This is a genomic window from Salinibacter ruber DSM 13855, assembly GCF_000013045.1.
Taxonomy (GTDB): domain Bacteria; phylum Bacteroidota; class Rhodothermia; order Rhodothermales; family Salinibacteraceae; genus Salinibacter; species Salinibacter ruber.
Window position 1 is genome coordinate 1,397,713 of sequence record NC_007677.1, and the last position, 12,518, is coordinate 1,410,230.

General features: G+C 62.8%; 9 protein-coding genes and 1 other RNA gene. 6 read left to right on the plus strand and 4 right to left on the minus strand.

Features of this window, described 5'->3' with window-relative positions:
* Positions 1-22: 22 nt before the first annotated feature.
* The 3 genes from SRU_RS15755 to ssrA all read right to left on the minus strand — a co-directional run bounded on the left by SRU_RS15755 (position 23) and on the right by ssrA (position 4,484).
* The gene (locus SRU_RS15755; RefSeq protein ID WP_011403865.1) at positions 23-946 is read right to left on the minus strand and encodes a ribonuclease H family protein; all 924 of its coding nucleotides are present in this window, start codon (positions 944-946) and stop codon (positions 23-25) included.
* A 342-nt stretch (positions 947-1,288) separates the two neighbouring features.
* Complete coding sequence (locus tag SRU_RS05930; RefSeq protein WP_164923569.1) at positions 1,289-3,040, minus strand: hypothetical protein; 1,752 nt, start codon at positions 3,038-3,040, stop codon at positions 1,289-1,291.
* Positions 3,041-4,115: 1,075 nt separating this feature from the next.
* Positions 4,116-4,484, minus strand: a transfer-messenger RNA (tmRNA) gene (ssrA, locus tag SRU_RS05935).
* Between the two features lie 199 nt (positions 4,485-4,683).
* Here ssrA and mazG point away from each other — a divergent pair.
* The 3 genes from mazG (at position 4,684) to SRU_RS05950 (ending at position 6,721) form a co-directional block, all read left to right on the plus strand.
* Positions 4,684-5,529 (plus strand): nucleoside triphosphate pyrophosphohydrolase, encoded by an 846-nt coding sequence (gene mazG, locus SRU_RS05940; protein ID WP_011403867.1) that lies wholly within the window; start codon positions 4,684-4,686, stop codon positions 5,527-5,529.
* A gap of 93 nt (positions 5,530-5,622) precedes the next feature.
* On the plus strand, positions 5,623-6,225 hold the full coding sequence (locus SRU_RS05945; RefSeq protein WP_011403868.1) for a hypothetical protein: 603 nt from the start codon (positions 5,623-5,625) through the stop codon (positions 6,223-6,225).
* A 91-nt stretch (positions 6,226-6,316) separates the two neighbouring features.
* Positions 6,317-6,721 carry a hypothetical protein gene (locus SRU_RS05950; RefSeq protein ID WP_011403869.1) on the plus strand — a complete coding sequence of 135 codons (405 nt, stop codon included), beginning with the start codon at positions 6,317-6,319 and terminating at the stop codon, positions 6,719-6,721.
* Between the two features lie 57 nt (positions 6,722-6,778).
* Here the strand turns inward: SRU_RS05950 and SRU_RS05955 are convergent, their stop codons facing one another.
* A complete protein-coding gene (locus tag SRU_RS05955; RefSeq protein ID WP_013061647.1) occupies positions 6,779-7,282 on the minus strand; it encodes a hypothetical protein in 504 nt (167 codons plus the stop codon).
* Between the two features lie 207 nt (positions 7,283-7,489).
* Between SRU_RS05955 and SRU_RS05960 the strand changes: the two genes are divergently transcribed.
* From SRU_RS05960 to topA, 3 genes are all read left to right on the plus strand, one after another.
* Entirely contained in the window at positions 7,490-8,737 is a 1,248-nt protein-coding gene (locus SRU_RS05960; protein WP_202795398.1) for an acyl-CoA dehydrogenase family protein, read from the plus strand.
* A gap of 248 nt (positions 8,738-8,985) precedes the next feature.
* Positions 8,986-9,567: a DNA starvation/stationary phase protection protein DpsA gene (gene dpsA, locus SRU_RS05965; protein WP_112903693.1), complete on the plus strand. Its 582-nt coding sequence runs from the start codon at positions 8,986-8,988 to the stop codon at positions 9,565-9,567.
* 292 nt (positions 9,568-9,859) lie between these two features.
* Positions 9,860-12,448, plus strand: a complete 2,589-nt coding sequence (gene topA, locus SRU_RS05970; RefSeq protein WP_011403873.1) for a type I DNA topoisomerase — start codon at positions 9,860-9,862, stop codon at positions 12,446-12,448.
* The last annotated feature ends 70 nt before the right edge of the window (positions 12,449-12,518 follow it).

Genomic DNA, 12,518 nt, shown 5'->3' on the forward strand with positions numbered 1-12,518 from the left:
AATATGCACCACTACCGATGTCTCAGATAGCATCTGGACAATAGGAGCGTCCTTCCGGAAAGCCACGAACTGCTGCTTCGGCCAGATCATCAGCCTCCTCATTTTCTGGGTCGCCGGAGTGCCCCTCCACTTTCGTCCACTCAACTTCATGCCGGTCGACTTGCCTGCGGACAGCTTCGACGAGGGCACGGTTCTCACTGGCATTCCATTCGCCCGAAGCAATTTTGATCGCGTATCGGGAGTCTGAACGGATCTCGACCTCCGAATCGCTTGGAATCTCAGACAGGGCCTCTCCAATTGCCCACAGTTCCATACGGTTGTTGGTCGTGTCGTCCACTCGGCCCATGATGCGCCGAACCTCTCCATCATGGACGATGACAGCGGCCCATCCGCCAGGTCCCGGATTACTGATGCAGGCCCCGTCGGTTGAGATGCGATAGCGACCCTCAGGAGTGGAGGATGGGATAAGAGAAGGGGTGATGCACTTGGGAATTTTGATTCGTCGGTTGGTCTGCTGAATCGCGATCACGGGACCGAACACTTGGTCCCATTTCTCCGGATCCCAGGTGTACCAAATCTCCTCTTCGGCGTCCCATCGGAATCCGATCTGCTTGAGAGCTTTTCTGATGGGATAGGTGTTACCTGCCACCTCGTACCGCTGTCCACCGCTGGGTTCTGGAATCTCGCCACCGGTCGTTTCCTGCTCACGCCCGACGAGCCGAATGATCTCCTCTTCGACCTCGGAAGCAGTCCTCTCGATATCGATGACGGTTCCGCCGTGCTTATCGACCAGTTTCGTGAGGGTCGAGTACCGCTGGTGGACAGGCTTGAGAACGAGCCGGCAAACGCCGCCGGGAAGGTCGGTAACCACCCCAAGTTCATGTCCATTGAAACGGATTGTATTCGGATCTAACTCGTTTGGGTCTATGTCATCTATGTCGGCCATATCATAAACTGTATCCTATTAGTGTCCATCGATCTATGTCTCCTCGTCAATTTAGGAGAGCGAAAATATAGGGTTGGTAGTGAACCGAGACTAGTACTCCCTCCTCCGAAGTCGTTTTTCAAACGCCGTTATGCAGGTCCACTAAACGAGGTTAGAAGCGATGAGCGGAGGCGAGGATCTAATGTCCGGTTGTCCCAGCATGGAAAACGTATACTGTCAAATTGTCATAATTTAGGTTTTATCAAGACGGGTCTAGGTCAAAGTGATCCGTCACTATCGAGTCTCTCACAGTGCCTCCCCTAATTTCGAAAGGTTCCATTCGGAGCGGGAGCAGGCTGTCTGCTATTCCAGAAATTCAGAGCCATAGTCCACCGTCAAGTCGGTTTCGATGGGAGGGCCCTCCAACTGGGCGGATAGTGCGCTGCAACCCTTCTGGAGGGCCTCACAGGCTTTCTCGTAGGTGTTCCGATACTTCCTGGACTTGTGTCGTTTTGGTTTAATCGTGACGCCGTCGTGCTGCCAAAGGCCGAATCGCAGTTCGTCGTCTTCCAGGACAGCTTCTCCTACTGGTAGCATGACCCGCAGCTCCGCGTTCTGCATATGCTCCGCGAGCACGCTTTTCGCGTCCCGCTCGTCGCTCGTCTCGATGCGTCGGCCAAAGCAGTCCTCGATTCCGCCCTGTGTGTCGATCCGACTGAGGATCTCCTCGCGCTTCTGGAGGAGCTGGCCCACGAGTGGGTGGCGGAAGAGTGCCTCACCAATCTTGCTCACTGCCTTCTTCGGCTCCGAACGGTTACCGAGGAAAAGCCTGACCATCATCCTCGCTGATTCAAGGTACTCGGCGCGGTCGGTAGAGTCCGCATATGGAGTGCCGAGTGTGCGTAGGTTCTGCTTCCTCATGCCGAAGAAGAGACCGTACGTGAAGCCCTTGAGCACACTCTTTACCTGTTCAAAATCTTGTTCGGGGTTGTACCTGTGGGCAGGTAGCTCTCGGCTGAGCCATCCGGTCAGTTCGTGCCACCAGTCCCTATCGATTGATTTCCAGTCGGCGTTAACAGACTGTGGTTGCTGTGGGCCCTGCGACTGTCGGGCGTCGAGACTAGCGGTATCGGCGGGCGAGGAGAGGAAGTCCCGCAGATTTTCCAAGTCGCCCCACGACGAGGCAGCTAGGGCCAAATGGGCAGAGGACATGTCGACTTCCAGGTAGTCGTCGAACACGGCCTGCCGCATCTCCGTCGGCAGCGAAGCGAGACTCGGGCCGGCGGGCGTGAGGCGAAGTGTCCTGCTTGTGAACTTATAAAGCGGTTTCGGTCGATCTGCGATGGTCCGCAACTGGCTCTGGTACGGAATCCCGCGTCCATCGGTGGAGCTTTTGCGCTGGCGGGCTAGCCTGGCTAGTTCGGACTTCGCCCTCTTGACCAGTCGCGTAAAACGCTGCTTTGGCAGCTGGTTGAGACGCTGCTGTAGTTGCTGGACGCGGACGGGCACGTCCCGGTGGTGCGTAGTCCGATCGGCTTTCTGCCGGGTGTCCTTCCGCCGATCGCTGCGGTGCCTTGGGTGATCCAGGGTCCACTTCTGGAGGTTTGCCTTGTCTCCCTGTATGAACACCTCAGCGCATTCTGCCTCGAACGCTCGCTCTACTGGTGCCGGGAGGCTCAGGTCGCGTATCTGCGTGCAGTTTCTCCCTTTCCGGTGACTAACGATCTCGAACGGGGGATCTGCATCGGTATCCTCTCTGAGCGTACCCTGTAGGCGGCAAGCAAGCTGGTACACTTTTGCCTCACCCCTACTCGCTAAGCTCGGGGCCTGGCGGATGTGGGCGACCGCCTGCTGGTGGAAGGGCAGATATCCCGAGCGGTCGTCGGGTCGGGCGACCAACCCAAGGTAAACCAAGGCCCGGCGAAGCGTCTCGTCGCGGGCTACATGCGGCAGGTGACTGTCGATTGCGCGGTAGAGGTCCTCGGAAATGAGGTTCGGGATCGTCAGACGCCCTTTCTCATCCCCGTGACGGCTTCGATATCGCCAAAGTCGTACGACCTCTACACTGGTTGCACAACCGGTTTCGTCCAAAAATTCCGCCCCAAAAGTAGCCATGAGTCGGCTTCGACCCTCTTGAACCTCCGCTAAGGCCCGTCTTGCTCTTTTATGCTTCGTTCTTTCGGTATGCCATGTTGAAATACCATGTGGGGTATATGCCCGCCCCAAAGAACAGCTTTCGTTCGAGGAGTGGGTGGCATACCGTGTCTTGGTAGAAGAAGGTGGGGAAGTACGAGTAGTAGAAACAGGTATAACCGGATGAGACGTATCTTCAGGATCAGGATTTAAAAGCTCTGAACCCGTGTTACTGGCAGGACGGTGTAGATTGGCGGGAGGTAAGGATGCGGGGAGTTGCCAGCGAGATACGTCCTCGGTTGAGTGGCCGGTGTCGCTTAAAGGGGATCGATGATCGTCGTGCATTGATAAGCAGTCTTTCTGGCAGGTGCTTCGAGTCGGTTTGAATGGTGCTTGGTCGAAGATGCTGTATCAACAATCACAGCAAGTAAGAGGGAAAGTACCAGCGGTTAGAAGTGGATTTGTCCGTTTTACACCGCTGAGAGGGGGTTTTTCGTGCGTGCTACCGGTGTGCTTCGAAGCAAGAGAAAAAGGTGAGGCGCACTGAATCCACACCTCAATCCCTGATCTGTGTTACCAGGGGTGGCATCCGCTATCAAACTGAGAAGCTCGGCTTTGGAGGTGAGAAGAAGGAGGAGGAAGAAAAGGCCAACTAACCCTCTATCCGAGTTGTCCCATGGTGGACAATATCAGATCAATCACCGAGAAGGCTTCCAGGAGGAGGTCGGGTCGGAGTAGGCATTGAAAAGAAATGCTTCCGGGAAGTAGAGAAGTGGGGCATACCGACTGTTGGCATCTCTTGGAATACCTCCTGCGTCAGCACCCATGATCACAGACTATGCTTCGGCCTGGCGTTGGTCGGGATGTCATTCTGAGGCTTCCCGGTGCTCAACAGGTCCCGCCAGTTCGCCTCGCACTTCAGAGAAGGTAGCAGACTAGAAAAGCCAGAAGTATTAATGCCATATTCGAGGATGTCTACGAATGCACCCAAAAATGCACCCAAGCCAAAAAGAAAACCCCGTAAGCCGTTGGGCCTACGGGGTTTAGGGAGAGAGCGTTGTGGAGATGCCGGGAGTCGAACCCGGGTCCGTGTAGCCGCACAGGCAAACCTCTACCTGCATAGTGAATGCATTGGCGGTTCACGTCGCCCGTCTGCCCATTCACAAGGCCAGGGCGGCGCTGAGACTGATTAGATTTCACCGGCGCATCCGCAGTCGGAGAACGCGGCGGCTACACCCTTTTTGTCGATGTCTCACGCTCCCCAAGGGCCAGGAGCGACGCGAGACAGATGGGGGCTGTTACGCCGCCATCGCGTACGAATAATCGTCCGCAGTTACAGTTCCTGACAGGTTTTACGAAGCGAATCAGGCTGCTCGGCAGGTCAGTCTGCTGCACGCTTACTACACGTCGAAGCCGTGTCATCCCCATATGTGAAAGAGCGGTGCGCAGAGCAGTCCACATGCCTTGGACTGTGCATTTGCGCATCTATTTCGACGCAACGTTGCTGGCGATGTTCCCGCGGGGGAGGAGGCCGCCGACCCGACACACAAACACGCGGCGCTTCCGCCGGTAGGGATTCTAGAACCAATTGCTGTTGCAGCAACCCTTCGGCACCGCTTGCATCCATGCCCGACCCAGACGCGTCCCCTGCCGGCAAGATCTACGAATCTCAGTTCGCCGAGCCCGCCGAGCGGCTGGAGGCGTACGCGGACCTGGCGGCCATCGTTAAACAGCTGCGGCGCGACTGCCCGTGGGACCGGGAGCAGACCCACGAGTCGGTAAAGCACCTGCTTATTGAGGAGGCCTACGAGGTGGTGGCGGCCATCGACCATGGAGACTGGGACGAACTGGCGGAGGAGCTGGGCGACGTGCTTCTGCACGTGCTCTTTCACGCCGTTATTGCGGAGGAGGGCGGGCGATTCACGCTCGCGGACGTGATTGAGGCAGAAACGGATAAGCTTGTCCGGCGCCACCCGCATGTCTTCGGGGACGCGGCGACGGGCGACGCGGATGCGGTGGCGGCCTCCTGGGAGGAGATCAAGCAGCGGGAGAAGAACGGCGAGGCGGAGGAGGCCTCGGTGCTCGATGGGGTGCCGGCCCAACTACCGGCTTTGCTGCGGGCCCAGCGGGTGCAGGAAAAGGCAGCGGGCGTGGGGTTCGAGTTTCCGGACCGAGACGAGGCCTGGGACAAGGTCCAGGAGGAGTTGGGGGAGTTTCGGGAGGCCGTGGCGGACGACCGGTCCCCGGAACGGCGGCAGGACGAGTTTGGCGACCTGCTGTTCGCCCTGGTGAACTACGCGCGGTACACGGACGTGACGCCGGAGAACGCCCTGCGGGAAACCACCGATCGGTTCACCCGACGCTTTCAGGACGTGGAGTCGCGTCTGTCGGGACAGGGGACGTCCATCGACGAGGCGGACCTCGCGGAGCTGCGTCGGCTCTGGAGGGACGCGAAGACGCGGGAGGAATGAACCGCGCGAGGAACGAGCCGCAACCCTGCCCTGGGAAATACATACGCCTGAGACGCAGGCGCTTCTGGTTTTTGGAATAACTGTGCGCACACGATGGCCGACGAGACCGCCGCGGTGGGAGAAGTGATTGAGGCCACGACCCGACAATTTGTGGCCGAGGTATACGAGGAGGCCGACGCGCCGGACTTTGGGGCCTGGGTGCGGGTGGAGCCGGACGGGGCGCCGACGCTCTACGGGCTGGTAAGCCACGTGGAGACGGGAAGCTACGACACGAACCGGCAGGCCGTAGCGCTCGGCCTCTCGCCCGAAGAGCGGGCCCAGGAGATGCCGATGGTCGATGAGCTGCTCCGCACCACCGTCCGCGCCCAGATGCTGGCCTGCCGGGGGCCCGACGGGGACATCCGGCAGACCCTCCCGCCACAGCCCCCGGACATCCACGACTTCGTCACGCCCTGCACGGACCCGGAGGTTCGGGCCTTCGCGGCGCCCTACGATTTTCTCCGTACCCTCGTCGAGCACCCGGACCCGGACGTGCCCGTCGACGACCTTCTCGTGGCGGTGCTCCGCGGCATCCACGCGGCCCACGGCGGGGAGGAGGGCGGCCGCGAACCGGTCGTGCGGGCCGGACGTGCCCTAAGCCGGCTTCTGGACGACGACCACGAGCGCCTGCAGTCCATTCTCCGGCGGGTGCTGTAACCCCCGTCGCGGTGCGGGGTCGTAACTTCCTCGGGGAGAGGCCGTTATTCCATCGTCTCGTAGTGTCCGATGGACCCTCCTTGCACATCCCATGTCCGAATCGCCCGCCCCGCCGGACGAGCCGTCCCGGTCCGAGGTCGTCCGGGACGTGGTGATCTTTCAGGCCAAGCTGTGGCTTGAAGGGTTCAAAGACGTGGCCCTGATGCCCCTATCGTTCGGCGCGGCCGTTCTGGACTTCGTCTTTGGGAGCTCCACGCTCTACGCCGTGATGAAGCTCGGCGACCGGTTTGAGCGATGGGTTCACCTGTACGGCGCGCTGGGGGACGAGGCCGGGACCGAAGGGCCCGAGGGCGACCTGCGATCGCTCGATCACCTTCTGAACGAGGCCGCAAACGGGATTGAGGACCAGGCACTGGGGGCGAGGGCAGCGCCCGACCCCCCACCGGCGTCGGAGGACGACGCCGCGGCACCTTCCGACTCCCGGTCGGGCGGCTGAGCCCAACATCCGGGCGGCAGGCCTGGTCGGGGTCGAGGCGCACCAATCAGAGACCAATCAGAGGATGACCCCAACCCGAATCGGGAGGACCAGGGTGGTCGACTCCTGGCCGACGAGGAACCCAGGGTTGAACTCGACGAACAGCGAGCTTTCGTCGAGCAGCCACGCCCGGCCGACGCCCAGGTTGAAGGTCGGGCCGCTCTCGGTGTTCGTGTCGCCGAACGGGACGTAGGCGCCCGCCCCAGCGTGCACGTACATGTTTTGGGCGCGAGCGGTGGAGAACGATACGATGGCCGACACCTGCGGGTCGAGGGCGAAGGCCGCCTGGTCGCGCCCCCGAAAGATAAAGCCCGTCAGGCCGGATCCCAGCGCCAGTGATACATCGGAGTTCAGGGGCGTGGACGCCCGAAAGTGAAGGCCGGGGCCCACGTTGCCGCTGGCCGTACTTCCGAGCATCTGGATGCCGAGTCCGAACCGAGAGGGGCGGTCGTCCTGGGCCTGTGCCGGGGCCAGAGAGAGCGTGAGCCCGAGAAAGAGCAGGAGACACGAGAGGCGTCGCATGGAAGAACGAGGGGGTGGAATCAAGGAGAAGGGTGCGTCGTAGCACGTACCAGTCCGAAGGGACAGAGACTGCCGAGATCCTCTCGACTGCCTTTCGGAACGTACGTTTCCGTGAGGCGATGATCAATAGGAACGGCACGCGGCCGGCCGCGTGCCGCCCTTCCTCCGCGTGTATTCGCCGTTCTCTCATCTTTCGACGCGACAGTCATGCCTCAGCCCGCTCCGCCCGATCCTAAGACGGCGCCGTCTGCCCCCGACGTGTCCACCTCCGAGACGTGGGACCCGACCGCCTTCGATCCGCCCGACTTTTACGACCTCGAAGCGCTTTTGTCCGAGGAGGCCAGGCACGTCCGGGACGACGTGCGAACCGTCGTGACGGAGGAGGTGATGCCCATCATTGAGAAGTACGCCCAGCGCGGCGAGTTTCCCCGTCACCTGATTTCGACATTCGCCGAGCACGGCCTCTTGGGCTCCACGCTTCCCCCCGAGTACGGCGGCGAGGGGCACAGCAACATCGCCTACGGCCTGATCATGCAGGAACTGGAGCGGGGCGACTCCGGCCTCCGGTCGTTCTGTTCGGTCACGGGTGCCCTGGTGATGTACCCCATTTGGCAGTACGGCAGCGATGCGCAGAGGGAGCGCTGGCTGCCGGCCCTGGCGAATGGCGAGGCCATTGGCTGCTTCGGGCTTACGGAACCGGACGTCGGCTCCAACCCCGCCGAGATGAAGACCCGCGCCCGGCGCGACGGAGACGGCTGGGTGATCGACGGACACAAGCGGTGGTCCACCAACGCCACCATCGCCGACGTCGCCGTAATTTGGGCGAAAGACGAGGACGACACGGTGCGCGGCTTTCTGGTGGAGACGGACCGCGACGGCGTCGAGACGCCCCCCATCGACGATTCATGGTCGCTACGGGCGGCGGTGACGAGTGAGGTGGTGCTCGATGACGTGCGCGTTCCGGATGCGGCCCGCCTGCCGGAGGTGTCGGGGTTGAAGGGCCCCCTCTCGTGCCTGACCCAAGCCCGGTACGGCATCTGTTGGGGCACCATCGGGGCGGCCATGGCCTGCTTCGATACGGCCCGGCAGCATGCGCAGAACCGCGAACAGTTTGGGGGGCCCATCGGCCGGTTCCAGCTCATGCAGGAGCGCCTCGTCGACATGGTGCAGGAGATCACGAAGGCGCAGCTCTTGAACTGGCGCCTGGGCACGCTCAAGGAGGCCGGCACGATGCGCCCGCAACAGGTCTCCCTCGCCAAGCGCAACAACTGCCAGACCGCCCTGGACGTGGCCCGGTCGGCCCGGCAGGTGCTGGGGGGGAACGGCGTCACGAGCATGTATCCGGTGATGCGCCACATGAACAACCTGGAGAGCGTGGTCACCTACGAAGGCACCCACGAGGTACACACCCTCATCGTGGGGGAGGACGTCACGGGACTGAACGCCTTCACGTAGGAAAGCGGCCCGCCCGCGCGATGACGAACGCCGACGCCGATGGGGGCCGTTACAACGACGCAACGGACGACACACCGGTCGGGTCTGGCACCGGATTTGTGCATTACTATAGTGCTATGGAACGGCCGGATTTGCCCTCTGAGATGAGGCCAGCCGTCAGTCTGTCACGGGGCATTGGTGATGGAGTGACGGCCCCGACACGACACTCCGACACCGCATCCGCTGAATAAACCAATATCCTGACCCATATGCCTACGACCAAGACGCAAACGACCGACACTGCACACGGCGAGCCCTGGCGCCCGCAGCAGATGATCGAGGACAACCCAATCGGGCTGGACGAGGAGGTTGTCGAGCAGTTGATCCCGAAGCTCGACGAGATCCAGTGCACGCTCTGGACCCTGTACCACCAGTACCAGAAGCACCACTGGCTCGTTGAGGGACCGCAGTTTAACGACCTCCACCTCTTCCTCGAGGAGAATTATGAGGAGGTCCACAAGTACCTCGACCGTGTGGCCGAGCGCATCACGGCCCTGGGCGGCATCCCGACCAGTGCGCCGGACGCGCAGGCGGAGCTGTCCCACGTGGAGCACGAGCCGGAAGGCACCTATCGCGTCCGACAGATGCTCCAGCACGACCTGGACGCGGAGCGCACCCTCGCCGAGATCCTGCGGGAGGTTATCTCGGAGGCGCAGGACCTCGGAGACCCGGGGACCGAGCGCACGCTCAAGAAGGCACTGACCAAGGTTGAGGATCGGGCCCACCACCTCGATCACTTCCTGGGTGAAGACAGCCTGGAGCACGGGCGTCCGAACGGCGAAACCGCCTAGCCCACCCCCGCGTGCCCGCATCCGTGGGGACGAACACACGCACGAGCCCGGTGTCGGCCTGTCCGGCACCGGGCTTTTTGTGTGCGTGGGGGCCGTGTGGGGACACAACGACCCGGCCGAGGGGGCTCATCCGGGTCGCCGTGCCGGATTCAAAACACATCGATCACAAAGTCCCTCGGAACGACCGTCCCGTAGCGAGCGTGATCTACCGGCGCTCTTTTCCCAACGGGTCGCCGTGTCATCTCGCCGTCGACCGCCTGCCTCTTTGTCACCTCCGAATATTCTAGTTTCTATGAAGCGTTTGGTTGTCGTTGAGTCCCCGACCAAGGCCCGGACCATCCGAGAATTTCTTCCGGAAACCGGGTATCGCGTCGAGGCGAGCATGGGACACATTCGGGACCTTCCCGCGTCGGCGGACCAAATTCCCTCGGAGTACAAGGACGAAGACTGGTCGCGGCTCGGGGTGAAGGTGACCAATGGGTTCGAGCCGCTCTACGTGGTGCCGCCGGACAAAAAGGAGGTCGTCCGGGACCTGAAACAGGCCGTGTCGGACGCGGACCGGCTCTACATCGCGACGGACGAGGATCGGGAGGGCGAGTCGATCGGATGGCACCTCATCCACACCCTCGATCCCGACGTGCCGGTCGAGCGGATGGTTTTCCACGAGATTACGGAGGACGCCATCCAGCGGGCCCTGGACGACACGCGCGACATCGACCAGCACCTCGTCGAGGCGCAGCAGACGCGTCGCATCCTAGACCGGCTCGTGGGGTATTCGATCTCGCCGCTGCTCTGGCGCAAGATTAAGCCGAAGCTCTCGGCGGGCCGCGTGCAGAGCGTGGCGGTGCGGCTGCTGGTGCAGAAGGAGCGGGAGCGCATCACGTTCGTGCCGGCCACCTACTGGGACCTCGACGCGCAGCTGGCCAAGCAGGGTATTGGGGTGGAGGCCGAGATGACGCACCTGAACGAGGTGCGGCTCGCGTCCGGCAAGGACTTCGACGAGGACACCGGGCGGCTCAAAGAGTCGCTGACCGAAGGGGAGGACGTGGTCCTGCTCGACGAGGAGCAGGCCACAGCCCTTGCCGAGGGGCTCCCGGAGACGAGGTGGCGCATCGACGACATCAAAGAGCGGACGCGCACGAAGTCGCCGTTCCCGCCGTTCATCACGTCCACCCTCCAGCAGGAGGCCAACCGGAAGCTCAACCTCTCCTCGAGCCGGACGATGAGCGTCGCGCAGTCGCTCTACGAGAACGGCTACATCACCTACATGCGGACCGACTCGACGAACCTGTCGTCCGAGGCGGTGGAGGGGGCCCGGCGCACCGTCGCCCAGCGGTACGGCGACGAGTACCTGAGCGACGGGGTGCGCCAGTACAGCTCCTCGGACAGCGCCCAGGAGGCGCACGAGGCCATCCGGCCGGCCGGGTCGGAGATGAAAACCAAGGACGAACTCGGGCTGAGTGGCATCGAGGCGGCGCTCTACGACCTGATCTGGAAGCGGATGCTGGCCACCCAGACGGCGGACGCCAAGGTCCGCTACACGAATGTGTATTTCGACGCCGAGGTGGACGGGGACGTGGCCCGCTTCCGCGCCTCCGGCAAGCGGCTCGACTTTCCCGGCTTCTTCCGCGTGCTGGTGGAGGGGAGCGAGGACCCGGAGGCGGCCCTGCGGGACCAGGAGCGCCCCCTGCCGCCGCTCGAGGTGGGGGAGACCGCGGCGCAGTCGGCCGACGACGATGGATTCCAGGTCCGGTCGGTCGAGCCGCTCGGGCACGAGACGAAGCCGCCGTCCCGCTACACGGAGGCCTCCCTCGTCGAGACCCTCGAGGAGGAGGGCATCGGCCGCCCCTCCACGTACGCCTCCATCATCGGCACCATTCAGCAGCGCGGCTACGTGCGGAAGAAGGGCAGCGCGCTCGTGCCCACCTTCACGGCCTTCGCCACGAATAACCTGATGGAGACCCAGTTTGAGCCGCTGGTGGACGTCCACTTTACGGCGGAGATGGAGGACGTGCTCGACGACATCGCCCGGGGGCGGAAGGACCCGACGCCGTACCTAAGGGACTTCTACAAAGGAGAGGAGGGCGTTGAGACGCGCGTGGAGCAGGGGCTCGACGACATCGACCCCAAGCAGATCAGCGAGATGTCGTTCCCCGACCAGTGGGGCGAGTACGTGGTGCGCGTGGGCAAGTACGGCGCCTACGTCGAGGGCGAAATGGACGGGGCCACCGTCACGGCCTCGATCCCCGACGACCTGGCGCCCGGCGACACCACGGAGGAGCGCCTGCGCGAGATTCTGGAGGAGGCCAACCGGGGCGACCGCGTGCTTGGCATCCACCCGGAGGCCAGCCTCCCGGTGCTGCTCAAGTCCGGCCCCTACGGCCCGTACGTCCAGCTCGGCGACGACGAAGAGGAGGACGACCCGAAGCGCGTCTCGCTCCCGCCGGACGTGGAGCCCGAGGACGTTGATTTCGACCTTGGCGTCCGGATCGTCGACCTGCCCCGTACCCTCGGCGAGCACCCGGACACCGGGAAGGAGATTGAAGCCGACATCGGCCGCTACGGGCCGTACGTGCGGCACGAGGGCACCTTCGCGTCGCTGCAGAAGGGCGACGATGTGCTGGAGGTGGGGCTGGAGCGCGCCCTAGAGCTGATTCGGCGCAAGGAGGCACGCAACGAGCCGGATCGGGTCCTCGGCCCGCACCCCGGATCGGACGAGCCGGTGGAGGTATGGAATGGCCGCTACGGGCCGTACGTGAAGCACGACGGCACCAACGCGTCCCTCAAGGACGACCAGTCGATCGACGACGTGACGATGGACGACGCCCTCGACCTGCTGGCGGAGAAGGGGGACGAGGCCACCCAGAAGGTGCGGGAGTAGATCGTGGGGTGCATGTGGGACACGGGAGAACCCAAGACCACGCACCACCACGCATCACGTTTCACGCAGC

Bases quoted from the DNA above. Each gene is read 5' to 3' on its own strand.
- SRU_RS05945 (WP_011403868.1), top strand. From the start codon at position 5,623: ATGGCCGACGAGACCGCCGCGGTGGGAGAAGTGATTGAGGCCACGACC.
- mazG (WP_011403867.1), top strand. From the start codon at position 4,684: ATGCCCGACCCAGACGCGTCCCCTGCCGGCAAGATCTACGAATCTCAG.
- dpsA (WP_112903693.1), top strand. From the start codon at position 8,986: ATGCCTACGACCAAGACGCAAACGACCGACACTGCACACGGCGAGCCC.
- SRU_RS05960 (WP_202795398.1), top strand. From the start codon at position 7,490: ATGCCTCAGCCCGCTCCGCCCGATCCTAAGACGGCGCCGTCTGCCCCC.
- SRU_RS05930 (WP_164923569.1), bottom strand. From the start codon at position 3,040: ATGGCTACTTTTGGGGCGGAATTTTTGGACGAAACCGGTTGTGCAACC.
- topA (WP_011403873.1), top strand. From the start codon at position 9,860: ATGAAGCGTTTGGTTGTCGTTGAGTCCCCGACCAAGGCCCGGACCATC.
- SRU_RS05950 (WP_011403869.1), top strand. From the start codon at position 6,317: ATGTCCGAATCGCCCGCCCCGCCGGACGAGCCGTCCCGGTCCGAGGTC.
- SRU_RS05955 (WP_013061647.1), bottom strand. From the start codon at position 7,282: ATGCGACGCCTCTCGTGTCTCCTGCTCTTTCTCGGGCTCACGCTCTCT.
- SRU_RS15755 (WP_011403865.1), bottom strand. From the start codon at position 946: ATGGCCGACATAGATGACATAGACCCAAACGAGTTAGATCCGAATACA.